Here is a 23088-nt window from a genome sequence, read left to right as displayed (position 1 = left end):
GCGCGTATGGACGGCGCCCCGCACCTTTGGTGTGGGGCGTTCGTCGTTCCTGGGCTCGCCCGGGAGACGCCGCCTCGTGCCGCCGGCGGGCACGGTGGGAGCAGGCGCCGTCCTCGCTACAGTGGCCACCGTGATCACCGGTGAGTTGAAGAGCAGGATCGACCGCGTCTGGGACGCCTTCTGGTCGGGCGGAATCAGCAATCCGATCGAGGTGATCGAGCAGATCACCTACCTCCTCTTCATCCGCCGACTCGACGACCTCCAGGTGCTCGCCGAGAAGAAGGCGCGGACCACCCGCGGCCCGATCGAGGATCCGGTGTTCCTACCGGGTCAGGAGCACCTGCGCTGGGGAAGGCTCAAGAACACGGCGCCCGTGGAGATGTTCGAGACGATCGACCGGCACGTGTTCCCGTTCCTGCGCTCCCTCGGGGGCCGGATCGGTGGCGACGGGTCGACCTACTCCGAGCACATGAAGGGTGCCCGGTTCACGATCCCGACCGCGGCGCTGCTCAGCCGCGTGGTCGACATGCTCGACGCCATCCCGATGGCCGATCGCGACACGAACGGCGACCTGTACGAGTACATGCTCGCCAAGATCGCGACGGCGGGCACGAACGGGCAGTTCCGCACGCCCCGCCACATCATCGACCTCATGGTGCGGATGACCGCGCCGCAGCCGGGCGACGAGATCTGTGATCCGGCCTGCGGCACGGCCGGGTTCCTCGTGGCGGCGAGCGAGTACGTGCGCGAGACCCACGCCGGCGCGCTGCTCGATGCGACCCAGCGAGAGCACTTCCACCGGTCGATGTTCCACGGCTACGACTTCGACTCGACCATGCTGCGCATCGGCAGCATGAACATGCTCCTGCACGGCATCGAGTCGCCCGATATCCGCTATCGCGACTCCCTCTCGGAGGGGGCGAGTGAGGACGCCGCCCGGTACAGTCTCATCCTCGCCAATCCGCCGTTCGCCGGCTCGCTCGACTACGAGTCCACCGCGAAGGACCTGCAGCGGGTGGTGCGGACGAAGAAGACCGAGCTGCTCTTCCTCGCCCTGTTCCTCAAGCTGCTCGCGCCCGGCGGCCGGGCGGCCGTGATCGTGCCCGACGGCGTGCTCTTCGGCTCGAGCAAGGCGCACCGGGAGTTGCGCCGGATCCTCGTGGAGGAGCAGAAGCTCGACGCCGTGGTCAAGCTGCCCTCGGGCGTCTTCCGGCCGTATGCCGGGGTGTCGACCGCGATCCTGTTCTTCACCCGGACCGACTCCGGCGGCACCGAGGACGTCTGGTTCTACGACGTGCGCGCCGACGGCTTTTCCCTCGACGACAAGCGCAACCCGATCGAGGCGAACGACCTGCCCGACGCGCTCGCCCGCTGGCAGGCGATGCGCGCCGGTCGCGCCTCCGCGGGCACGTCGGAGGAGGCCGCCCGCGCCCGCACCGACCAGTCCTTCCTCGTGTCGAAGGCCGAGATCGTCGCCCAGGGCCACGACCTCTCGATCAACCGGTACCAGGAGATCGAGTACGAGCAGGTCGAGCACCGCGACCCGCTCGTGATCATCGCCGACATCGAGCAGCTCGAGGGCGAGATCGCCCGAGGCCTTGATGAGCTCAAGGCGATGCTCTCGTGAGGGCAGTGCCCCTGGGCGAGCTATGTGAGATCAACATTGGCCGTACTCCAGCGCGAGCCGAAGCCTCCTACTGGGGCCCCGGGCATCCGTGGCTTTCGATCTCCGATATGAGCCAGGGTCTCACGATATCCGCAACGAAAGAGCAGATCACAGACCTTGGCGCAAAGGGCGGTCGACTGGTCGAACCCGGCACCGTTCTCCTCTCCTTCAAATTGAGTATCGGCAAGGTTGGCATTGCAAATACTCGACTATACACGAACGAGGCGATCGCGGCGCTTCCCATTAAGGACCCAGACGTGCTGGATCCTCAGTATCTCATGCGAGCACTTCAGGCAATGAAGCTCGAAGCCGGATCAAATCGAGCTGCTATGGGTGCCACATTGAACAAGAAGGCACTGGCTCAGATCGACGTTACTCTGCCGCCACTCGTCGAGCAGCGTCGGATCGCTGCGATCCTCGATCATGCCGACGCCCTGCGAACCAAGCGGCGCAAGGTCCTCGCCCACCTCGACTCGCTCACCCAGGCGATCTTCCACGACATGTTCGGCGACCCTGCCGAAACGTCGCGGAATGTTGAATTCGGGCTGGTCGCGAACTTCGAAGGCGGTCGCAATTTGGTCGCGACCGACAGTTCAGCGGAGGGTGCCTATCGGGTGCTGAAGATCAGCGCAGTCACCAGTGGCCGGTTCAAGCCCGAGGAATCCAAACCCTTGCCCCTGGACTATGTGCCCCCCAACCGCCACCTTGTGCGGAACGACGATCTGCTGTTGAGTCGAGCCAACACGACCGAGCTCGTCGGTGCGGTCGCACTAGTCGCCGACCCGCCCCAGAATCTCGCATTGCCTGACAAGATCTGGCGAATTGCCTGGAGGGTGCCTGCAGAACCCGTGTTTTATCATGCGCTGTTGAGTACTCGCTCCGTCCGGCAGCGAATCGGGCGGCTCTCAAGTGGGACCGGCGGATCGATGAAGAACATCCCCAAGGCGAAGCTGGCGAAGATGCCCGTGCCACTTGTCTCATTGGGTGGCCAGCGGGTATTCGTGGGTCATGCTGCCCGAATCGCAGCCCAGCGCCATCGTGTCACGACGGCATCGTCTGCCGACGACGAACTCTTCGCCTCCCTCCAATTCCGAGCGTTCCGAGGAGAACTGTGATGAGTGCACCCACCTGGGAGGAGTACATGGTTCCGACCCTGCGGGTGCTCGCCGATGGCGAGACCCGCCGCGGGCGCGAGATCGTGGAGGCGGCAGCCGACCTGCTTGAGCTGACGGCCGAGCAGCGGACGGCCATCATCCCCTCCGGGCAGGAGCGATACCGCAACCGGGGCACGTGGGCGCTCTCGTATCTCGCGCGCGCCGGGGCGATCGAGCGGCCAGTCCGAGCCCACTACCGGATGACCGAGGTGGGGCGGCGGTTGCTCGCCGATCACCCGGGGGGTATCACCAAGGGGGACTTGCACGCTCTCGCCGGTGGCCCAAACGCGCCCGACACCGGTGAGGTGTTCGGTCTGGACGCTGGGGTGCAGGAGCAAGGGAGGTCCGTGAGCACGCATTTCCAGGAGACGACGCCCCATGGGCCGACCGATGCCCTCGACGCCGAGGAGTCGGCCCTCGACCCGGAGGAGCAGATCTCCTTCGGCGTCGCCCGGATCAACGAGGACGTCGCCGATCAGCTCCTCACCCGCATCCGGGCGCAGGAGCCCGTGTTCTTCGAGCAGGCGGTGCTCGACCTGCTCATGGCGATGGGCTACGGCGGCGCCGAGGGCGAGGCCACCCGCACACAGCTCTCGAACGACGGCGGCATCGACGGCATCATCGACCAGGATGCCCTCGGCCTCTCCCGCATCTACGTGCAGGCAAAGCGCTACGGCGCCGAGAACACGGTCGGCCGGGAGGCGATCCAGGCCTTCGTCGGCGCCCTGGCCGGGAACCAGGCCAACCAGGGTGTCTTCATCACCACGAGTCGCTTCTCCCGCACGGCGATCGACTACGCCGGGTCGGTGGCCACGCGCGTGATCCTCATCGACGGCGACCGGCTCGCCCGCCTGATGATCCGTTACGGCGTGGGGGTGCAGGTGAAGCGGCGCATCGAGATCGTCGAGATCGACGAGGACTTCTTCGAATAGCCCCATCAGCTGCCATATCGCCCCCGATAACTCTCCGCTACTGTGATGGCCATGAACATCCGGGCGGAGCGACTGGGGGCGGGGATGAGCCAATCCGAATTGGCGCGGGCCGCGCATGTGCCGCAGCCCAATCTCTCCGCCTATGAGAACAATCGACGTTCCCCGAGCCCCGAAGTGCTCGACCGGATCCGGAGCGCGCTGCGCGCACGTCCGTCGGCCCGGATCGCCCAGCATCGGGAGGCGATCCTCGCCGCGGTCCTCGCACATCACGGCACAGACCCCAGGATCTTCGGTTCGGTGAGCCGAGGGGAGGACGTCGGTGGTTCCGACCTGGACCTGCTCGTCACCTTCACGGACGAGGCCAGCCTTTTCGACGAGATCGGGCTCCGGCTCGCGCTGACCGACCTGCTCGGTGTCGAGGTCGATATCGTCGCCTCCGACACCCTCCGCGGCAGCTTCCGCGACCGGGTTCTGCGTGAATCGGTGCCCGTGTGAGGAGCGATGCGGCGTTGGCGCGCGATGCCATCGAAGGAGTCCTCGCCGTCTGCGACACACTGGCCGAGCTGACCGAGATCGGCTACGAGGAGTTCGCCGCCGACGTCCGAAGTCAGTGGGCAGTGGAGATGGGCCTGATCCGGATCGGGGAGGGCGTCAACCGCGTCCCGCGGGCAGTGCTGGAGACGTTCGACGGCCAGCCGTGGCGCCTCATCGTCGCCATGCGCAACTTTGCGGCTCACCAATACGACGACCTCGATCCTCTGCGGGTCTGGCGCACGGTGACGAGCGACGTCCCGGTGCTGCGGACGTATCTGGCGGACGTGGTCCTGGTGGCGCTGGCATGAGCAACTTCGAATTCGTCCGGATCACGATGCCCTCGATCCACGAGGATTGTGCCCGGGCCGAGTCCTACGTCGCCACCGACCCGCGCTCGGCATGCTTCTATGCGCGCCGCGTGGTCGAGGAGGTCGCCGGCTACCTGTACGAGGTGCTCGAGCTGCCCGCCCCCTATCGCAACGACCTGGCGGCCCGGCTCGACGCCGCCGCGTTCAAGGCGCGCGTGCCGCCGGCGATCACCCAGAAGCTCACCGCGATCCGCCGCATCGCCAACACGGCCGTGCACGACCAGCGACGCATCGGCAAGGACGCCTCGCTCGCGGTGCTGCGCGAACTCTTCCACGTCGTCGTCTGGGCCTCCTACCACCACTCGCCGCGGCCCGACGCGGCGCCCCTGCGCGCCGCGTTCGACCCGGCACTCGCGCGCCGCGCCGCCCCGCTCACGCGCGAGGAGGTGCTCGCCCTCGCCGCGAAGTTCACCGAGCAGGACGAGAACCATGCCCGGGCGCTCGCCGAGAAGGACGACCTGCTCGCCGAGCGCGAGGCCCAGATCGCCGAGCTCCGCGCCCGGATCGCGGCCGCGCAGGCGGGCGCCGCCCCCGACGAGCGCGACTACTCCGAGGCCGAGGCCCGGGTCGCGTTCATCGACGTGCTCCTGCGCGAGTCCGGGTGGCCGCTCGAGCACGAACGCGACCGGGAGTACGAGGTCTCGGGCATGCCGAACGCCCAGGGGCGCGGCTACGTCGACTACGTGCTGTGGGGAGCGGACGGCCTGCCGCTCGCCCTCGTCGAGGCCAAGCGGACGTCGTCCTCACCCGAGATCGGCCAGCACCAGGCGAAGCTGTACGCCGACTGCCTCGAGCACCAGTTCGGACGGCGCCCGGTCATCTTCTGCTCCAACGGGTACGAGCACCGCATCTGGGACGATGCGGGCGGCTACCCGCCGCGCGAGGTCCAGGGCTTCTACACCGCCGGCGAACTGGAGCTGCTCATCCAGCGCCGGCGCAGCCGACTCCCGCTCGCCACCGCCGCGATCGACACCGGCATCGTCGACCGCCCCTACCAGCAGCGGGCGATCAAGGCGGTCGCCGACGCGTTCGAGGGCAGGCAGCGCGAGGCGCTGCTCGTCATGGCCACCGGCTCGGGCAAGACCCGCACCACCATCGCGCTCGTCGATCTGCTCCAGCGGGCGAACTGGGCCAAACGGGTGCTCTTCCTCGCCGACCGCACCGCGCTCGTGAACCAGGCCGCGAACGCGTTTACGGCGCACCTGCCCGGATCGACCACCGTCAACCTCATGAACGAGAAGACGGCGGACGGGCGGGTGTACGTCTCCACCTACCCGACGATGATGAACCTCATCGACCGCATCGACGACGGCGAGCGGCGCTTCGGCCCCGGCTACTTCGACCTCATCGTGATCGACGAGGCACACCGTTCCGTCTACGCGAAGTACGGCGCGATCTTCGCCTATTTCGACTCCCTCCTCGTGGGCCTGACGGCCACGCCCAAGGACGAGGTGGACCACAACACCTACCGCCTGTTCCGGCTCGAGGACGGCGTACCGACCGACGACTACCCGCTCCACGAGGCCGTCGCGGAGGGCTGGCTCGTTCCTCCCAAAGGGGTGAGCACCGGCACCCGGTTCCTGCGTTCGGGGATCGCCTACGACCAGCTCTCCGAGGAGGAGAAGGACGAATGGGACGCGCTCGACTGGGGCGAGGACGGACCGCCCGACGAGGTCGGAGCCGAGGAGCTCAACCGATTCCTCTTCAACGAGGACACGGTGGACAAGGTGCTCGGCGCGCTCATGGTCCATGGCTATAAGGTGGCCGGCGGCGACCGTCTCGGCAAGACGATCGTGTTCGCCAAGAACCAGCGACACGCGGAGTTCATCGAGCAGCGCTTCAACGCCGCCTACCCCGAATTCGCGGGCCGGTTCGCGAGGGTGATCACCCATGCGGCGCCGTATGCCCAATCCCTCATCGACGCCTTCTCCGTCAAGGAGCAGGCGCCGCACATCGCGATCAGCGTCGACATGCTCGACACCGGTATCGACGTGCCCGAGGTGGTCAACCTCGTGTTCTTCAAGGCCGTGCGCTCGAAGACCAAGTTCTGGCAGATGATCGGGCGCGGCACCCGCACCTGCCGCGACCTGTTCGGCCCCGGCGAGCACAAGCGGGACTTCCTCGTGTTCGACTTCTGCGGCAACCTCGAATTCTTCGGCCAGGACCTGCCCGGCTCCCAGGGGCAGGTGCGCAAGTCCCTGACGCAGCGCCTCTTCGAGGCCCGCCTGGCGCTCGTGCGGTCGCTGGGGGAGGAGGACGGCGAGCTGCGCGCCGCGACGACCCACACGCTCCGGCAGATCGTAGCGGGCATGAACCCCGACAACTTCGTGGTCCGGCCGCACCGACGGGCGGTCGAGCGCTTCGCCGCCGCGGACGCCTGGCGCGAGCTCACCGCCACGGACGGGCCCGACCTGCTCGCCCTGGCGGGCCTGCCCTCCTCGGTCCGGGACGACGACGAGGACGCCAAGCGGTTCGACCTGCTCATCCTGCGTCGTCAATCGGCGCAACTCGAGGGCGATGCGGTGACGGCGGAACGCCTGCGCGAGGCGGTCCAGGACATCGCGGCGGCGCTCCTGGCCAAGACCGCGATCCCATCCGTCGCCGACCAGGCGGTGCTGCTCGAAGCCGTCGCCGGCGACGACTGGTGGACGGGCGTGACGCTGCCGATGCTCGAGCTCGCGCGCCTGCGCATCCGCGGTCTCGCGGGCTTCATCGAGCGCGCCTCCCGCAACCCCGTCTACACCGACGTCGAGGACGCGCTGGGAGAGTCGGTGGAGATCGACCTGCCGGGCACGACCCCGGGCACCGACTTCGAACGCTTCCGCGCCAAGGCCGAGGCCTACCTCCGGGGCCACCTCGACAACCTCACCCTGCAGCGGCTGCGCCGCAACAAGCAACTCACACCGGGCGACCTGAGCGAGCTGGAGCGGCTGCTCGTGTCCGCGGGCGGGCGCACCGTCGACATCGCGTGGGCCAGGGACCAGTCCGACGGGCTCGGGCTGTTCGTGCGCTCCCTCGTGGGCCTCGACCGGGCCGCGGTGGCGGAGGCGTTCGCGAGCTACCTCGACGGCACCCGGTTCTCGATCGACCAGCTCCGCTTCGTCAACCTCATCGTCGACGAGCTCACCCGCAACGGGGTCATGGAGCCCTCCCGGCTCTTCGAATCGCCGTATACCGATCACGCGCCGACCGGCCCGGACTACTTCTTCCCCGATACGGACATCGACGTCATCGTCGCCACCCTGGACGAGGTTCGCAGGACCGCCGATCCGCGGGAAGTGGCCTGACGGGCGGCCGGTGAGGTGGCCGGAGGGGACCCGCGCGCAGGGGAGCGCTACGTGCGGGGGGTCAGTCCACGCATGAGTTCGACGAGCACGGGCATTCCCGAGGAAGGGTCAGGGCCACACCGACAGGATCCGAGGCTGAGGTCCGCCGCACGAGCTGTGCGAATGGCGTCGTCGACACTCGCGAACGGAAAGTGTGTCGCGAGATGCTTGCCGTCCCGGAGGAGCTTGTGTTTGGACATCAGCTCGTCCAGCTGTCGAGTCGAGTGTGCGGCGCGCGACTCGGAAACGTGCCAGTAGAGCCAGGTCTCGAACTTCAACCGCGTGACCAGCAGGTCGATGCCTTCGCGCTGGGCGGTCTCGATCGCCGACTTGAGCGTCGTATGGGTGTCGACGTCGACCAGGCACACTGAACAGTCGAACGGCTTCTGCCTCTTTCGCGCCTCGTCGCGGATTCGGATGCATTCCCGAACGACCTTGAGTGGATCCCTACCGATCCCGACCGCGGTGACCGACACCGAGATCGGTCCTCGGAGGAACTGCTGCAGCCGTTCGACATACTCCTTCTCAGTCACCCGACCCTCGGTCACGACGAGGATCCGGCTACGTTCGGTCCGGAACGGCCGGCGGGGCCTGCCTCCACGTGCCATTCAGGCGTCCTTGGACCGGATAAGCGCCGTGAGGACGCTCGGAGCGAGGCGGGGCGTGCCACCGTAGCGGCCGAGAAGATACCGCCGGGCGACGTTCGCACCCTTGTTCCGAGGGAAGTCTGCCAGGCAAGAGAGTTCGGTGGCACCGTCGCGTGTTTTCTCGGTGAACCACACCTGCTCCGGCTCGAGGTCGACCTGGCTGAGCGGGGAGAGAATATAGGTGTCATGGCTCGTGAACAGAAGCTGTGCCCCCTTCGTGTTGATCTCCGGGTCGGAGAACGCGCCCAGTAAGACGTCGACGAGGTGGGGATGCAGGCTCGAGTCGATCTCGTCCACGCAGAAGACGCCGCCGCGTCGCAGGATCTCGAGCGCCGGCACGATGATCGCGAGCCACGCGATCGTGCCGTCGCTCTCGTCGCCGATCGAGAACCGTCGCTGCTCGGAGGCAGTCCCCTGGTGCGTGAAGACGAGGCTCCGGACGACGGCGTCCGACTCGTCGTCCTCGAGTGCGTTGAGCGGCGCCGGCTCGTCGCCCTCGTCTTCACGAAGTCGCTGCGTTACCTCACGCAGGATCTCGCGCAAGGTCGCGGGCACCTCGTCCTCCTGTACATCCACGTCGACGACGCCGATGTCTGCGACCTGCAGCAACGAGACGATCGTGTCGAACGTGACGTCTCGCTCCAGGAGGGACCGAGGGAGGGCTGCGAGGCGCCGCTCACGGTCCTCGTCCCTCACCGATAGCGAGTCGAAGGACCGTACGAGATCACGGGCGATCGGGCCGAGCTGCGGGTGCTCGAGCAGAAGTGCACGGCTCAGCGCCAGTTCGCGTCGGGTGATCGCCCCGAGCGGGCGGACTGAGCCATGAGTCCTGAGAGTTCCGTCGCCGGATACACGCTCGAGGAGGGTCCGCCACCGGGTCCCGGGGATGTCCCGGAGCCACTCGCGTACCACTCCGGTGTCGTCTACCTCGAAGCCGTATTCATGGCGTCGATCCGCATGCACGAAGTCGAGTCGGTACGTGCTCACCTTCTCGGGAGACTCGTCGTCGAGAGCGAACGGCACTCTCGGCATCGTGCGTGAAGCCTGCCAGATGGTTGCGGAGGAGTGGATCGCGGTGAATGTATACGTCAGGGCATCGAGGATCGCGGACTTGCCGGTGGCGTTCGCACCGAAGACCCCGGCGAGCGGATAGACATGGCTACGCCAGTCCTCACCCGCTCGCGGACGCAGCGTGCGCAGTGTCGGGCGTGTCAAGTCGATCGTCAGTTCGTCGCGGAGGCTACGGTGGTTCTGCACGGTGAAGCTGAGCAGCATCATGACGGCATCCTACCTGTTGAGCTGTTGAGTCTGAACAATTTTTGTTCAGGAGGGTTAGCTTAGTCGATCGCTGCGCTAGGAAGCTTCGCGCTTGCTCGACATCGAGCTTCGAGCAGCGGATTCGACCGCCGTGTGACCGGTGGGTCCAATCCACCGTCCGTGCAGGTGTGGGATCTGTAGGTGGCGTGGGTGGGCATGTAGCGGGCCGCCGCCGCACGCATCGGTACGATCTATGCAAACGACCCGGCCCTCATTCGATCCAAGGAGCAGCACAGTGCCCGATTCCCTGACCGTCGACGGCAACCCGACCCCACCGGTCGACGGCACGACCGGAACGGCGCTGACCGGAACGGCCCTGTACGAGTCCGACCGCGAGGTCGTCGCGATGCGGGTCAACGGCGAGCTGCGCGACCTGTTCGTATCGCTCGAGCCGGGCGACGTCGTCGAGAAGATCGTGATCGACTCGCCCGACGGCCTGGCGATCCTGCGCCACTCGGCCGCACACGTGCTCGCCCAGGCGGTGCAGCAGGTCAACCCCGACGCCAAGCTCGGCATCGGCCCGCCGATCACCGACGGCTTCTACTACGACTTCGACGTCGACGAGCCGTTCACCCCCGACGATCTCAAGGCGCTCGAGAAGGCGATGATGCGCATCGTCAAGGAGGGGCAGACCTTCGCGCGCCGCGTGGTCACCGACGAGGAGGCGCGCGCCGAGCTCGCCGGCGAGCCGTACAAGCTCGAGCTCATCGGGCTCAAGGGCGGCGGCGACGCCGAGCAGGCGGCCGAGGGCGCCTCGGTCGAGGTCGGCGGCGCCGAGCTGACGATCTACGACAACCTCCGCCGCGGCGGCGACCTCGCCTGGAAGGACCTGTGCCGCGGCCCGCACCTGCCCTCCACCCGCCTCCTCGGCAATGGCTTCTCGCTCATGCGCAGCGCCGCGGCGTACTGGCGGGGCAGTGAGAAGAACCCGCAGCTCCAGCGGGTCTACGGCACGGCCTGGCCGACCAAGGACGAGCTGACCGCATATAAGGAACGCCTCGCCGAGGCCGAGCGCCGCGACCACCGCAAGCTCGGCGCCGAACTCGACCTCTTCTCCTTCCCCGAGGAGGTCGGCTCGGGCCTGCCGATCTTCCACCCCAAGGGCGCGATGATCCGGATGGAGATGGAGGACTACTCCCGCCGCCGCCACGTCGAGTCCGGCTACTCCTTCGTCAACACCCCGCACATCACCAAGGCGAAGCTGTTCGAGACCTCCCGCCACCTCGACTGGTACTCCGAGGGCATGTACCCCCCGATGCACGTCGACGAGGTGACCGACCCGGACGGCACGGTGACCAAGGCCGGCCAGGACTACTACCTCAAGCCGATGAACTGCCCGATGCACAACCTCGTGTACAGCTCCCGGGGCCGCTCCTACCGCGAACTGCCGCTGCGGCTGTTCGAGTTCGGGCACGTGTACCGGTACGAGAAGTCCGGTGTCGTGCACGGGCTCACCCGGGCGCGCGGATTCACCCAGGACGACGCCCACATCTACTGCACCCGCGAGCAACTGCACGAGGAGCTCGCCTCGCTGCTCACCTTCGTGCTCGACCTCCTCAAGGACTACGGCCTCGAGGACTTCTACCTCGAGCTCTCCACCCGCGACCCCGAGAAGTCCGTCGGCGACGAGGTCACCTGGGAGGAGGCGACCCAGACCCTCGCGGACGTGGCCCGGGCCTCGGGCCTCGAGCTCGTTCCCGACCCGGGCGGCGCCGCGTTCTACGGGCCGAAGATCTCGGTGCAGGCCAAGGACGCGATCGGGCGCACCTGGCAGCTGTCGACGATCCAGCTCGACTTCTTCGAGCCGGAGCTCTTCGACCTCGAGTACCAGGCCTCCGACGGCTCCCGGCAGCGGCCCGTCATGATCCACCGTGCCCTGTTCGGCTCGATCGAACGCTTCTTCGGCGTGCTGCTCGAGCACTACGCCGGCGTGTTCCCGCCGTGGCTGGCGCCCGTGCAGGTCGTGTGCGTGCCCGTGGCCGACGTATTCACCGACTACCTCGACGAGGTCGCGGCGAAGCTGCGGGCGGCGGGCGTGCGGGTCGAGGTGGACACGAGCGACGACCGCTTCAACAAGAAGATCCGTACCGCCACGAAGGCGAAGGTCCCCTTCACCCTGATCGCCGGGGGAGAGGACGCCGAGGCCGGCGCCGTCTCGTTCCGCTACCGCGACGGCAGCCAGCGCAACGGCGTGCCCGTCGACGAGGCGATCGCGCTCGTCACCGAGGCGATCCGCACGAAGGCGCAGGTGTGAGCAGCCCCGACGCCGTCGGCGACCCGAGCCCCGAGGGCCCGCGCGCGACCCCGCGCACGAGCGGCCCACTCGAGGCGGCCGCCGACTTCCCCCGCATCGAGGACGGGGTGGACCGGCTGTGGACCCCACACCGGCTCGTCTACATCGACGGCGAGGCGAAGGTCACCTCGACGGCGCCCGCCGACTGCCCGTTCTGCCTCGCGCCCCGGCGGGAGGACGCCGACGCGCTCATCGTCGCCCGCGGCAGCACGTGCTACGTCATCCTCAACCTGTTCCCGTACAACCCCGGACACCTGCTCGTGTGCCCGTATCGGCACGTGGGCGACTACACGGACCTCACCCGCGAGGAGCGGTACGAGTCGGCCGACCTCGTGGCCCGGTCCATGACCGTGCTGCGCACGGCCAAGGCGCCGTCCGGCTTCAACCTCGGCATGAATCAGGGCGCCGGGGCCGGGGCGGGCGTGGCGGCGCACGCTCATCAGCACGTCGTTCCGCGATGGGACGGCGACGCGAACTTCCTGCCGGTCATCGGCCGCACGAAGGCCCTGCCGGAACTGCTCGCCGACACCCGCGACCAACTGGCGAGGGCCTGGGACCTCGTGTCGGAGCGGGAGGCCGGGGCCGAGACCGGGGGCGAGGGGCATGGTCCTCGGTAATCACGGACGCGGCGTGCAGGCCGCGCTGTTCACGCCGTTCGCCCGCCTCCTGCTGTCGCTGCGAGTGAGCCCCAACGCGGTGACGATCGCCGGCACCGTGCTCACCTCCGGGCTGGCCCTGTGGCTCCTGCCCACGGGCCACCTCGTGCTCGGTGCCCTGCTGCTCGGGTTCCTGGCGCTGGCCGACTCGGTCGACGGGGTCATGGCACGCCTGACGGGTCGGGACGGCCCGTACGGGGCGTTCCTCGACTCCACCCTCGACCGCGTGACCGACGCGGCCATCTTCGCCGGTGTGCTCTTCTGGTTCGTCGCGCACACGGACGGGGCCTGGCAGGTCGCGGGCATGGTGTCCGCGACGGCGTGCCTCGCCCTCGGATCGCTCGTCTCCTATGCCCGGGCGAAGGCGGAGGCGCTCGGGGTCCGCGCCTCCGTGGGCATCGCCGAGCGGGCCGATCGAATCATCGTCGTGCTCGCCGCCGCGCTCCTGACCGGGCTCGGGGCTCCGCCCGCCGTGCTCGCCCTCGCCCTCGCGCTGCTCGCCGCGGCCTCGCTCGTCACCGTACTGCAGCGGATGGCGGCCGTCTCCCGCCAGTTGCGGACCATCCATGGCTGACGCCGGCGCCCTGTTCGCCCTCGCCTGGCGAGTCGTCCCCCGCCTGCCCGCCGGCCTCACCCGGCGCGCCTTCGAGCTCGGCGGCGTGCTCGCGCACGCGGCCCGGATCGCAGGGGTGCGCCGGCTCGAGGCGAACCTGGCCCGCGTGGCCGACGTGCCGGACGCCGCGGCGCTGCGGCGGCTCTCCCGCCGCGCGATGCGCTCCTATATGCGCTACTACAGCGAACTGTTCCAGCTGCGTACGGTCACCCGCGACCAGCTCCGGGCGCGGGTGCGGACCATCGGGCTGCGGGACTACCGCGAGCAGGTGACCGAGCACATGGTGATCGGAGCCCTCCCGCACATGGGGAACTGGGATCTCGCGGGGGCGTGGTCCGGGCAGCACTTCGCGCACGTGACCACGGTCGCCGAGACCCTCGAACCCGAGTCGCTCTTCCGAGAGTTCCTCGACCTGCGCGAGGGACTGGGCATGACGATCTTTCCCTACCGCAAGGGGACCGGGGTGTTCCGGCAGCTGCTCGGCGAGGCCCGCACCCGCCCCGGATTCATGCCCATGCTCGCGGACCGGGACCTGGGCCGGGACGGCGTCGTCGTCCGGGTGAACGGGCACCCCATGCGGGTGGCGCCGGGGGCGGCCGCCGTGGCGCTCGCCACCAAACAGCCGTTCATCGGGGTATTCATCCACTACGAGCGCCTGCGGGGCTCCCGCCGGCGCGCCGCCGGGAGCCCCTGGGGGATCGCGATCGAGTTCACCGCGCCGATCGAGCCGCCGGCGGGAGCCGGATCCCGCGAGGCCGTGGCCGCCATGATGCAGACCTGGGCGGATCACCTGACCCGCGCCCTCGCGGATCACCCGCAGGACTGGCACATGCTCCAGAAGTGCTTCCTCGCGGACCTGGACCTCGACCGACTCCAGGGCGCCGGTGGCCGGGCGACGCCCGACGGCACGATCGCCGGGGGTGCGGACTGATGCGCATCGGGATCGTGTGTCCGTACTCCTTCGACGTGCCCGGCGGGGTGCAGTTCCACATCCGTGATCTCGCGGAACGACTGCGCCTCGAGGGCCACGACGTGAGCGTGCTCGCCCCGGCGGAGGAGGGGACGGAGGTGCCGGACTACCTCACCTCCGTCGGCTCCGCGGTTCCGGTCAAGTACAACGGCTCCGTGGCCCGTCTCGCGTACGGTCCCATGGTCTCGCGCCGCACCCAGCGCTGGCTGAGCGCGGGCGACTTCGACGTCGTGCACATCCATGAGCCGTTCGCCCCGAGCTGCTCCCTCATCGCGCTGCGCCACTCGAGCGCCCCGGTGGTCGCCACGTTCCACTCCGCCCAGGAGCAGTCCCGGGCCCTCCTCCTCGCCGCCCCGTTCATGCGGCCCGGGCTCGAACGGATCGCCGCCCGCATCGCGGTCTCCGAGGAGGCCCGCCGGACCGTCGTCGAGCACCTGGGCGGGGACGCCGTCGTCATCCCGAACGGGGTCTACGTGGACCGGATGAGGGCCGCGCCCGACCCCCGCTGGCAGGGCACCCCCGATGCGCCGACCATCGCGTTCCTCGGCCGGCTCGACGAGCCCCGCAAGGGACTGCAGGTCCTCCTCGACGCCGTCGGCGGCATCCGCGCCCATTATCCCGGCGCCCGCCTCCTCATCGCCGGCCCGGGGGACCTGCCGGCCGCATGGGCCGGGGACCCGGGCGTCACCCGGCTCGGGCCCATCTCCGACGCCGACAAGGCCGCCCTGCTCTCCTCCGTGGACGTCTACGTCGCCCCCCAGACCGGCGGCGAGTCCTTCGGGATCGTGCTGGTCGAGGCGATGAGCGCCGGCAGCCACGTCGTGGCCTCCGGCCTCGCGGCGTTCCGGGCCGTGCTCGACGACGGCGCCGCCGGGGACCTCTTCCGGGTCGGCGACCCCGCCGACCTGGCCCGCGCCGTCGTCGAGAGCCTCGACGAGCCGGACCGCACGGCGGCGAAGCGGGCATACGCGCGCTCCGCCGTCGACCGCTTCGATTGGAGCACCGTGGCCGCCCGGATCCTCGACGTGTACGAGATCGTGCAGGGCGGGGCCGGCGCGCAGCGGCGCCGGGGCCTGTTCGGCCGGCTGATCGGGGGGACGGGGTGAGTGTGGCCGAGATCGTCCTCCTGGTCATCGCGGGCGTCGCGATCGTCGCCGGGCTGCTCCTGTGGCACGCCCGCCGGCTCGACCGCCTCCATCGCCGGGTGCTCGACACCCGCGCGATCCTCGAGACCCAGCTGGGCCAGCGCTCGGAGGTCGCCGCGCAACTGGCGCACTCCGGACTGCTCGACGCCGCGAGCTCCGTCGTCGTGGCCGAGGCCGCGTGGCAGGCGGGCATCCACGCCGACCGGCTCATCCCGATCGACCCGGCCCACGGCTCGATCGGCACCCGGGCCGCCGCGCCGCTGACCGGCGGGCTCGACCGCGGGCAGGCCGAGTCGGACCTGACCGTCGCGCTGCGCGCGGCCCTCGGCGAGCCGGCGGACCGGGAGCTCATGGCCGCGACCAGCGGGGCGAGGGAACTGCTCGAGCAGGTGGAGCGGTGCTGCTATCGAGCCCAGCTCGCGCGCCGGTTCCACAACGAGGTGGTCGTGGCCGTGCTCTCGCTGCGCGGATCGTGGTTCGTCCGGTTCTTCCACCTCGCGGGCCGGGCACCGTTGCCCCGTCCCGTCGACATGGACGACGCCGTCTTCGACCAGGCCCCCCGCACGTGACCGGCCCGCCCGGTCAGCCGTGGACCTACCCGCCCGCGCACCGGCCCTCCGAACGCAGCCGCGCAAGCGGTGGCTACCCCGGAGCGCCGGCGGCACCGGCCGTGCCAGGGGCCCCGCACGCCGCGGGCCCCGCGGTGCCCATGGCCGCCGCCGCGGCGCAGCCCCGGCGGTCCCCGGTGCCGGTCGTCGGCACGATCGCCATCGTCGCCGGCCTCATCGGGGTCGTCGTCGTGCTCGGCATCGTCTGGAGCGAGACGTCGGCGGCCTCCACGTTCGTCGCCTTCCTCGCGGCCCTCGTGCCGCTGAGCGTCGTCATGGCCGCGGTGCTCTGGCTCGACCGGTGGGAGCCCGAACCGCGCCGGCTGCTCCTGCTCACGTTCCTGTGGGGCGCGGGCGTCTCCACCGCCTCGGCCCTCGGGATCAACACGTTCCTCGCGCGGGCGATCCACTCCGCCTCGGGGGACCCCGGCGTGACCCAGCTGCTCGCGGCGGTGGCGGTCGCCCCGGTCGTCGAGGAGACCCTCAAGGGTGCAGGCCTGCTCGGACTGTTCCTGCTGAGCCGACGGCTCTTCGACGGCGCGGTCGACGGGGTCGTGTACGCGGCCACGATCGCCGCCGGGTTCGCGTTCACCGAGAACGTCCTCTACTTCGCCCGCGGGGAGATGGCGGCCGCGCTCGGGCAGGTGTTCTTCGCCCGGGCGGTCGTCTCCCCGTTCGCGCACATCATCTTCACGACCTGTATGGGGCTCGCGATCGGGCTCGCGAGCGTCCGTGCCCGCCGGGTGACCGTCGCCCTGCTCGTCTTCCCGCTCGGGTGGCTCGCGGCCGTCGGATTGCACGCGCTGTGGAACGTCACCTCGTTCCTCGGCGAGGCGTTCCTGCTCGGCTATCTCGTGCTCCAGGTGCCGATCTTCCTCGCCTTCCTCGCCCTCGGCCTGTGGCTGCGCCGCCAGGAACGCAGGATGCTCGCGGCCCGCCTCGGGGACTATCTGCAGCAGGGCTGGTTCGCGCCGCACGAGGTCGCCATGCTCACCTCCCTGCGACGCCGGGCGGACGCGCTGCGGTGGGCGGGCCGCTACGGCGTCCGCGCGAAGGACGCGATGGCCCAGTTCCAGCGCAACGCCACCCGGATCGCGCTGTTGCGCAACCGGGCGGTGCACGGGCGCGCACCCGCCGACATGGAGGCGAGGGAGCGTCGTCTCCTCGCGTCGCTGAGCGAGAACCGCAGGGCGTTCGCCGCCGCATTTGCTCGATGACCGACAGCCGAGACGGCGCCGCCCGGGGCATGGGATGGCGCGGCGACGGCGGTAGGCTCGGACACATCCTGAGCATCACGCCCGTCCCGATCCCTCCGAGGAGCATCGTGAGCACCCAGCCCGCCGCAACCCCGCGCGTCAAGAGCGGCCTCGCCGACCACCTCAAGGGCGGCGTCATCATGGACGTCGTCACCGCCGAACAGGCGCGGATCGCCGCCGACGCGGGCGCCATCGCCGTCATGGCGCTCGAGCGCGTGCCCGCGGACATCCGCGCCCGGGGCGGCGTCTCCCGCATGAGCGACCCGGACATGATCGGCTCGATCGTCGAGGCCGTCTCGATCCCCGTCATGGCGAAGGTCCGCATCGGGCACTTCGTCGAAGCCCAGGTGCTCGAGAGCCTCGGCGTCGACTTCATCGACGAGTCCGAGGTGCTCACGCCCGCCGACTACGCCCACCACATCGACAAGTGGGCGTATCGGACGGGCTTCGTGTGCGGCGCGACGAACCTGGGTGAGGCGCTGCGGCGGATCAACGAGGGGGCCGCGATGATCCGCTCGAAGGGCGAGGCGGGCACCGGGGACGTCTCCAACGCCACGACCCACATGCGCCAGATCCGCCAGGAGCTGCGGCGCCTGGCGAACCTTCCGGAGGACGAGCTGTACGTCGCCGCCAAGGACCTCGCCGCGCCGTACGACCTGGTGCGGTCGGTCGCCGCCACCGGCGAGCTCCCGGTACCGCTGCTCACCGCCGGCGGGATCGCCACGCCGGCCGACGCCGCCATGATGATGCAGCTCGGCGCGCAGGGCGTGTTCGTGGGATCTGGGATCTTCAAGTCCGGCAACCCGGCCCAGCGGGCCGCGGCCGTGGTCGAGGCCACCGCACACTTCGACGACCCGGACGTCATCGCGCGGGTCTCCCGCGGCCTCGGCGAGGCCATGGTCGGCATCAACGTCGACGACGTGCCGGTGCCGCATCGCATGGCCGAACGCGGCTGGTAGGGGGCGAATCGGCGCGTTGATCCGGGAGGCGCGCACCGATCGACGACGTCGTCGCCCGGCGCGGCCGGGCGCGTTCGACTGCATGATCCCCTTCTCCTGTTGGTAGAACGCATGTAGCGTTCATGCATGACGCACCTGCAGATTCGTGACGTTCCGGACGAGATCCGCATCGTCCTCGCCGAGCGTGCGCGCGAGCGTGGGCAGTCGTTGACCATGTACCTCCGAGAGATCGTTGTGTGGGAGGCGTCGTTCGCGGGGAACCGTGCACTGATCGATGACGTCGTCGCCCGGCGCGGCCGGTCGAGCCTGACGACCGAGGACGTGCTGGCTGCCCGGGACGCCGAACGCAACCGATCGTGATCGTTCTCGACACGTCGGTCGCGGTCCTGTTGTTCGGTGATCCAGGACTGGACCCACGTGTCACAGACGCCACCGAGATGATGCGGGGCGATCCGGTAGCGGCAGGCTGAGAGGACAGCGCGGGCACGTGGTCACCCGCGGCGTGGCCGACCTCGAGCGCGATCCGCCCGGCGATGACGGCGCGCCCGCTATCCTGGCCGCTATGCACGCAGGTTCCAGGCTCGCCGCCGCGCGCGGCCGGCGTGGCCACACGGGCGAGCGCGTCCGGTGAGCTCGCTCGGTCCGGACTGGGTCCGGTGCGCGGACGGGGTGCTGTACCGCAGCGCCGCCCGCGTGCTGCTCTTCGACGACGAGGACCGGCTGCTGCTGGCTCGCGGTCACGACGCGGACGACCCCGGGCGCAGCTGGTGGTTCACGATCGGCGGCGGGATCGACCCCGGCGAGTCCCCGCGGGAGGCGGCCGTGCGCGAGGTCGACGAGGAGACCGGGATGCGGTTGGACCCGGCCGGACTGGTCGGACCGGTGCTGCGCCGCCGGGCGCGATTCGACTTCTTCGCCGAGACCGTGCGGCAGGACGAGGACTTCTTCCTCGCCCGCGCCGACGGCGAGACGACGCTGAGCCGGGCGGGCTGGACCGCGATCGAGCGCGACTTCATGGACGAACTGCGGTGGTGGCCGCTCGGGGAGCTCTCCGCCACCGCCGCCGAGGTGTTCCCGCACGGCCTGCCCACGCTCGCGGCCCGGTTGGCGCGCGGCTGGGACGGCACGCTCATCCACCTGGCCGACGACAACGACGACCAGCGCCCGGCCCCTCCGGGCGGCGAGCGGCGTCACGGGCCGTCGAACGGGTAGGATCGACGGCGGACGTCAGCCCGGCCCCCGCGCCCCTCGAGGCGGGTACCCGACCGGATCTGTGGGGCTCCGCGGGTCACCGCGAGTCGGCCCATCGATCGGTTCGGGCGCGCGGCCGGACCACGACAGCGAAGGAGATACGGCATGGCAGGTCACTCCAAGTGGGCCACGACCAAGCACAAGAAGGCGGCCATCGACGCGAAGCGCGGCAAGCTGTTCGCGAAGATGATCAAGAACATCGAGGTGGCGGCGCGCACGGGCGGCGGTGACCCGGCCGGGAACCCCACCTTGTATGACGCCATCCAGAAGGCGAAGAAGTCCTCGGTCCCGAACGACAACATCGACCGGGCCGTCAAGCGCGGCTCGGGTGCGGAGGCCGGGGGGTCCGACTACGACACGATCATGTACGAGGGCTATGCGCCCGGCGGCGTGGCGGTGCTCGTCGAATGCCTGACCGACAACCGCAACCGGGCGGCGTCCGACGTGCGCGTGGCGTTCACCCGCAACGGCGGAAACCTCGCCGACCCCGGCTCCGTCTCCTACCTCTTCCACCGCAAGGGCCTCATCGTCGTTCCGAGCGACGGCACGTCCGAGGAGGCGGTGCTCGAGGCGGTGCTCGAGGCGGGTGGCGAGGAGGTGACCGATCACGGCGAGTTCATCGAGGTCCTCACCGAGGCGACCGACGTCGTCCAGGCACGGGTCGCGCTCCAGGACGCGGGGATCGAATACGACTCCGCCGACGTCGTCTTCCACCCCTCGATGGAGGTCGAGGTCGATGCCGACGGCGCCCGGAAGGTGCTCCGCCTCATCGACACCCTCGAGGAATCGGACGACGTGCAGAACGTCTATGCCAACTTCGACGCCTCCGACGAGGTCATGGCCGAACTCGAGGCGGAGTGATCGCGCCCGGAGCGAGCACGCCCGGAGCGAGCGCGACTCGGCGGCCTCGCTCCGGCCCCCGGGCGGGCGGCCGTGGCAGGCTGGTCGAATGCGGATCCTCGGCGTCGACCCGGGCCTGACGCGCTGCGGCCTCGGCGCCGTCGAGGTGCGCGAGCGGCGGGTGCGGCTCGTCGACGTCGGGGTCGCCCGGACCACCCCCGAGATGCCGCTCGAGGAACGCCTCCTCGCCATCGCCGATGAACTGACGGCCTGGATCGCCCGACTGGAACCCGAAGCCGTCGCGATCGAGCGGGTCTATGTGGGCAACAACGTCAGTACCGTCTCGGCGACGACCCAGGTCGCCGGCCTGGCGATGGTCGCCGCCGCCCGCGCGGGCTGCGCCGTCGCCCTGCACACTCCCACCGAGGTCAAGGCGACGGTGAGCGGCTACGGCGGCGCGGGCAAGGCGCAGGTGCAGGAGATGGTCCGGCGGATCCTCGAGCTCGAGGAGCCGCCGCGGCCCGCCGACGCGGCCGACGCGCTCGCCCTCGCGATCACCCACGCGTGGCGAGGCCGGGCCGCGGCCCTCGACCGGGGCGGACACACCGCACCCGCCGTGGCCGCCGCCTCGACGATGACCCCCGCCCAACACCGGTGGGCCCGTGCGCGGGCGGCCGCCGAGCGGGCCTCCCGGCGCGCGCCGAACACATGAGCGAGCACGATCGCCGTCCGTCCGGAACCGGTGGCCGGGCGCGTCGCTTGACGCGGGCGCCCGCGACCGCGGTACGGTGTCGTACAAACGTTCGGATGAATGAGGTGCCTCGATGATCGCGTCCGTGCGCGGCGATGTCCTGCGGATCGGCCTCGACTCGGTCGATGTCGACGTCTCCGGTCTCGGCTACCGGGTCTACACCACGCCCCACACCCTCGCGCAGCTGCGGCACGGTCGGGAGGCGGTGCTCGCGACCTCCCTCGTGGTGCGCGAGGAGGCGCTCACCCTCTACGGCTTCGTGGCCGTCGAGGAGCGGGACATGTTCGAGACCCTCCAGACCGTCTCCGGGGTCGGCCCCCGGCTCGCCCTGGCGATGCTCGCCGTCCACACCCCGGACGAGGTCCGCGGCGCGATCGACCGCGAGGACACCGCCGCGCTGCGGCGGGTCCCGGGCGTGGGGGAGAAGTCCGCCAAGCGGCTCGTGCTCGAGCTGCAGGGCAAGCTCGGAGCGCCCGCCGGCGACACGGGCGGGCCCGGCCCGGCCGCCGGCGCCGCGGCCGCGGTGAGCGCGGACGTGCTCGCCGCGCTTGAGGGCCTCGGCTGGAACCCGAAGGCCGCCGAGAAGGCCATCGCCGCGGTCACCGCGGACGGCCTCGACCCGGCCGACACCGCGGGCGTGCTCCGGGCGGCGCTCCAGGCCCTGGGAGGCACCCGTGGATGAGGCCCACCTGCTCGCGGCCGAGGCCGACGAGGTCGAGCGTGCGGCGGAGTCGGCGCTGCGCCCCAAGCGGCTCTCCGAGTTCGTCGGACAGCCGGTCGTGGGCGACCAGCTGAGCCTCGTGCTCGAGGCCGCGCGGGCGCGCGGGCGCACTCCCGATCACGTCCTCCTCGCCGGTCCGCCCGGGCTCGGGAAGACGACGCTGGCCATGATCATCGCCGGCGAGGTCGGGGGCTCCCTGCGACTCACGTCCGGCCCGGCGATCACCCACGCCGGTGACCTGGCCGCGATCCTCTCCGGGGTCCAGGAGGGCGACATCCTCTTCATCGACGAGATCCATCGCCTGGCCCGACCGGCGGAGGAGATGCTCTACCTCGCGATGGAGGACTTCCGGGTCGACGTGGTCGTCGGGAAGGGCCCTGGGGCGACCTCCATCCCGCTCACGCTGCCCCCGTTCACGGTCGTCGGAGCCACGACCCGCTCCGGCCTGCTGCCCGCGCCGCTGCGCGACCGGTTCGGCTTCACCGGCCACCTGGACTTCTACTCCGCCGACGACCTGCGCACCGTGCTCACCCGATCCGCGCGGCTGCTCGGCGCCGAGCTCGACGAGCGCGCGGCCGCGGAGATCGCCACGAGGTCGCGGGGAACGCCGCGGATCGCGAACCGGCTGCTGCGGCGCGTGCAGGACTGGGCCCAGGTGCGCGGCACGGGCGTGCTCGACCTCGCCGCCGCCCAGGCGGCGCTCACCGTGTTCGAGGTGGACGCCCGCGGGCTCGACCGGCTCGACCGGTCCGTGCTGCACTCCCTGTGTCGACGCTTCGGCGGCGGGCCGGTCGGCTTGAGCACGCTGGCGGTCGCCGTGGGCGAGGAGCCCGAGACGGTCGAGACCGTCGCGGAGCCGTTCCTCGTTCGTGAGGGGCTGATCGCGCGCACCGCCCGTGGCCGCGTGGCCACCGACGCCGGCTTCGTGCACATCGGCCTCGTGCCGCCGGCCCGGGAGGGCACGCTCTTCGGTTGACGCGCCCCCGGTCGAGGCCGGGTTCCGTCCCCGAACCGCTGGCGATCCTCCTCAGCAAAGTGACGTAGACTCAGCCAGTCCGTGTTCACATCATGATGGAGTGAC

The 23088-nt window shown here is 70.3% G+C and carries 22 protein-coding genes; 20 read left to right on the top strand and 2 right to left on the bottom strand.

Annotated features, from left to right (window positions below; all coding sequences use genetic code 11):
* Nucleotides 1-130: 130 nt before the first annotated feature.
* The 6 genes from GCG21_RS05100 to GCG21_RS05075 are packed head-to-tail and all read left to right on the top strand — an operon-like array spanning nucleotide 131 to nucleotide 7941.
* The gene (locus GCG21_RS05100; RefSeq protein WP_194164948.1) at nucleotides 131-1627 is read left to right on the top strand and encodes a class I SAM-dependent DNA methyltransferase; all 1497 of its coding nucleotides are present in this window, start codon (nucleotides 131-133) and stop codon (nucleotides 1625-1627) included.
* The gene (locus GCG21_RS05095; RefSeq protein ID WP_370517293.1) at nucleotides 1624-2781 is read left to right on the top strand and encodes a restriction endonuclease subunit S; all 1158 of its coding nucleotides are present in this window, start codon (nucleotides 1624-1626) and stop codon (nucleotides 2779-2781) included. Before GCG21_RS05100 ends, GCG21_RS05095 begins: the two co-directional genes overlap by 4 nt.
* Nucleotides 2781-3752, top strand: a complete 972-nt coding sequence (locus GCG21_RS05090) for a restriction endonuclease (RefSeq protein WP_152818182.1) — start codon at nucleotides 2781-2783, stop codon at nucleotides 3750-3752. The genes GCG21_RS05095 and GCG21_RS05090 overlap by 1 nt, the downstream gene beginning before the upstream one ends.
* Nucleotides 3753-3797: 45 nt before the next feature.
* Nucleotides 3798-4247 (top strand): helix-turn-helix domain-containing protein, encoded by a 450-nt coding sequence (locus tag GCG21_RS05085; RefSeq protein ID WP_194164947.1) that lies wholly within the window; start codon nucleotides 3798-3800, stop codon nucleotides 4245-4247.
* Nucleotides 4244-4594, top strand: coding sequence for a HepT-like ribonuclease domain-containing protein (locus GCG21_RS05080; protein ID WP_152818181.1), 351 nt, complete (start codon nucleotides 4244-4246; stop codon nucleotides 4592-4594). Before GCG21_RS05085 ends, GCG21_RS05080 begins: the two co-directional genes overlap by 4 nt.
* Nucleotides 4591-7941 carry a DEAD/DEAH box helicase family protein gene (locus GCG21_RS05075; protein ID WP_152818180.1) on the top strand — a complete coding sequence of 1117 codons (3351 nt, stop codon included), beginning with the start codon at nucleotides 4591-4593 and terminating at the stop codon, nucleotides 7939-7941. The genes GCG21_RS05080 and GCG21_RS05075 overlap by 4 nt, the downstream gene beginning before the upstream one ends.
* Before the next feature lie 47 nt (nucleotides 7942-7988).
* Here the strand turns inward: GCG21_RS05075 and GCG21_RS05070 are convergent, their stop codons facing one another.
* Complete coding sequence (locus GCG21_RS05070; protein WP_152818179.1) at nucleotides 7989-8588, bottom strand: RloB family protein; 600 nt, start codon at nucleotides 8586-8588, stop codon at nucleotides 7989-7991.
* Nucleotides 8589-9905 (bottom strand): ATP/GTP-binding protein, encoded by a 1317-nt coding sequence (locus GCG21_RS05065; protein WP_152818178.1) that lies wholly within the window; start codon nucleotides 9903-9905, stop codon nucleotides 8589-8591.
* Nucleotides 9906-10137: 232 nt separating this feature from the next.
* Between GCG21_RS05065 and thrS the strand changes: the two genes are divergently transcribed.
* The 14 genes from thrS to ruvB all read left to right on the top strand — a co-directional run bounded on the left by thrS (nucleotide 10138) and on the right by ruvB (nucleotide 22983).
* On the top strand, nucleotides 10138-12198 hold the full coding sequence (gene thrS, locus GCG21_RS05060; RefSeq protein WP_152818177.1) for a threonine--tRNA ligase: 2061 nt from the start codon (nucleotides 10138-10140) through the stop codon (nucleotides 12196-12198).
* The gene (locus GCG21_RS05055) at nucleotides 12195-12854 is read left to right on the top strand and encodes an HIT domain-containing protein (RefSeq protein ID WP_370517292.1); all 660 of its coding nucleotides are present in this window, start codon (nucleotides 12195-12197) and stop codon (nucleotides 12852-12854) included. The genes thrS and GCG21_RS05055 overlap by 4 nt, the downstream gene beginning before the upstream one ends.
* Entirely contained in the window at nucleotides 12841-13467 is a 627-nt protein-coding gene (gene pgsA / locus GCG21_RS05050; protein WP_152818176.1) for a phosphatidylinositol phosphate synthase, read from the top strand. The genes GCG21_RS05055 and pgsA overlap by 14 nt, the downstream gene beginning before the upstream one ends.
* Entirely contained in the window at nucleotides 13460-14437 is a 978-nt protein-coding gene (locus tag GCG21_RS05045; RefSeq protein WP_152818175.1) for a phosphatidylinositol mannoside acyltransferase, read from the top strand. Before pgsA ends, GCG21_RS05045 begins: the two co-directional genes overlap by 8 nt.
* Nucleotides 14437-15582 (top strand): glycosyltransferase family 4 protein, encoded by a 1146-nt coding sequence (locus tag GCG21_RS05040; RefSeq protein ID WP_152818174.1) that lies wholly within the window; start codon nucleotides 14437-14439, stop codon nucleotides 15580-15582. The genes GCG21_RS05045 and GCG21_RS05040 overlap by 1 nt, the downstream gene beginning before the upstream one ends.
* A 2-nt stretch (nucleotides 15583-15584) precedes the next feature.
* Nucleotides 15585-16190 carry a hypothetical protein gene (locus tag GCG21_RS05035; protein WP_370517291.1) on the top strand — a complete coding sequence of 202 codons (606 nt, stop codon included), beginning with the start codon at nucleotides 15585-15587 and terminating at the stop codon, nucleotides 16188-16190.
* Nucleotides 16191-16330: 140 nt separating this feature from the next.
* Nucleotides 16331-17446, top strand: a complete 1116-nt coding sequence (locus GCG21_RS05030; RefSeq protein ID WP_152818173.1) for a PrsW family intramembrane metalloprotease — start codon at nucleotides 16331-16333, stop codon at nucleotides 17444-17446.
* Between the two features lie 107 nt (nucleotides 17447-17553).
* A complete protein-coding gene (pdxS, locus tag GCG21_RS05025; RefSeq protein WP_370517290.1) occupies nucleotides 17554-18444 on the top strand; it encodes a pyridoxal 5'-phosphate synthase lyase subunit PdxS in 891 nt (296 codons plus the stop codon).
* A 126-nt stretch (nucleotides 18445-18570) separates the two neighbouring features.
* Nucleotides 18571-18804, top strand: a complete 234-nt coding sequence (locus GCG21_RS05020; RefSeq protein WP_152818172.1) for a hypothetical protein — start codon at nucleotides 18571-18573, stop codon at nucleotides 18802-18804.
* Nucleotides 18805-19071: 267 nt separating this feature from the next.
* On the top strand, nucleotides 19072-19656 hold the full coding sequence (locus GCG21_RS05015) for an NUDIX hydrolase (RefSeq protein ID WP_153877916.1): 585 nt from the start codon (nucleotides 19072-19074) through the stop codon (nucleotides 19654-19656).
* 144 nt (nucleotides 19657-19800) lie between these two features.
* Nucleotides 19801-20556 carry a YebC/PmpR family DNA-binding transcriptional regulator gene (locus tag GCG21_RS05010; RefSeq protein WP_152818171.1) on the top strand — a complete coding sequence of 252 codons (756 nt, stop codon included), beginning with the start codon at nucleotides 19801-19803 and terminating at the stop codon, nucleotides 20554-20556.
* Between the two features lie 88 nt (nucleotides 20557-20644).
* Nucleotides 20645-21247: a crossover junction endodeoxyribonuclease RuvC gene (ruvC, locus tag GCG21_RS05005; RefSeq protein ID WP_152818170.1), complete on the top strand. Its 603-nt coding sequence runs from the start codon at nucleotides 20645-20647 to the stop codon at nucleotides 21245-21247.
* Nucleotides 21248-21359: 112 nt separating this feature from the next.
* Complete coding sequence (gene ruvA, locus GCG21_RS05000; protein WP_152818169.1) at nucleotides 21360-21968, top strand: Holliday junction branch migration protein RuvA; 609 nt, start codon at nucleotides 21360-21362, stop codon at nucleotides 21966-21968.
* The gene (ruvB, locus tag GCG21_RS04995; RefSeq protein WP_153877918.1) at nucleotides 21961-22983 is read left to right on the top strand and encodes a Holliday junction branch migration DNA helicase RuvB; all 1023 of its coding nucleotides are present in this window, start codon (nucleotides 21961-21963) and stop codon (nucleotides 22981-22983) included. Before ruvA ends, ruvB begins: the two co-directional genes overlap by 8 nt.
* Nucleotides 22984-23088 lie beyond the last annotated feature (105 nt).

Origin of the sequence: Pseudactinotalea sp. HY160 (assembly GCF_009372055.1) — a bacterium.
Lineage (GTDB): Bacteria > Actinomycetota > Actinomycetes > Actinomycetales > Beutenbergiaceae > HY158.
This window is presented reverse-complemented; position numbering and strand designations above follow the sequence as displayed.

Bases quoted from the DNA above. Each gene is read 5' to 3' on its own strand.
- GCG21_RS05090 (WP_152818182.1), top strand. From the start codon at position 2,781: ATGAGTGCACCCACCTGGGAGGAGTACATGGTTCCGACCCTGCGGGTG.
- GCG21_RS05085 (WP_194164947.1), top strand. From the start codon at position 3,798: ATGGCCATGAACATCCGGGCGGAGCGACTGGGGGCGGGGATGAGCCAA.
- GCG21_RS05075 (WP_152818180.1), top strand. From the start codon at position 4,591: ATGAGCAACTTCGAATTCGTCCGGATCACGATGCCCTCGATCCACGAG.
- GCG21_RS05070 (WP_152818179.1), bottom strand. From the start codon at position 8,588: ATGGCACGTGGAGGCAGGCCCCGCCGGCCGTTCCGGACCGAACGTAGC.
- GCG21_RS05065 (WP_152818178.1), bottom strand. From the start codon at position 9,905: ATGATGCTGCTCAGCTTCACCGTGCAGAACCACCGTAGCCTCCGCGAC.
- thrS (WP_152818177.1), top strand. From the start codon at position 10,138: ATGCAAACGACCCGGCCCTCATTCGATCCAAGGAGCAGCACAGTGCCC.
- pgsA (WP_152818176.1), top strand. From the start codon at position 12,841: ATGGTCCTCGGTAATCACGGACGCGGCGTGCAGGCCGCGCTGTTCACG.
- GCG21_RS05045 (WP_152818175.1), top strand. From the start codon at position 13,460: ATGGCTGACGCCGGCGCCCTGTTCGCCCTCGCCTGGCGAGTCGTCCCC.
- GCG21_RS05040 (WP_152818174.1), top strand. From the start codon at position 14,437: ATGCGCATCGGGATCGTGTGTCCGTACTCCTTCGACGTGCCCGGCGGG.
- GCG21_RS05030 (WP_152818173.1), top strand. From the start codon at position 16,331: ATGGCCGCCGCCGCGGCGCAGCCCCGGCGGTCCCCGGTGCCGGTCGTC.
- GCG21_RS05020 (WP_152818172.1), top strand. From the start codon at position 18,571: ATGACGCACCTGCAGATTCGTGACGTTCCGGACGAGATCCGCATCGTC.
- GCG21_RS05010 (WP_152818171.1), top strand. From the start codon at position 19,801: ATGGCAGGTCACTCCAAGTGGGCCACGACCAAGCACAAGAAGGCGGCC.
- ruvC (WP_152818170.1), top strand. From the start codon at position 20,645: ATGCGGATCCTCGGCGTCGACCCGGGCCTGACGCGCTGCGGCCTCGGC.
- ruvA (WP_152818169.1), top strand. From the start codon at position 21,360: ATGATCGCGTCCGTGCGCGGCGATGTCCTGCGGATCGGCCTCGACTCG.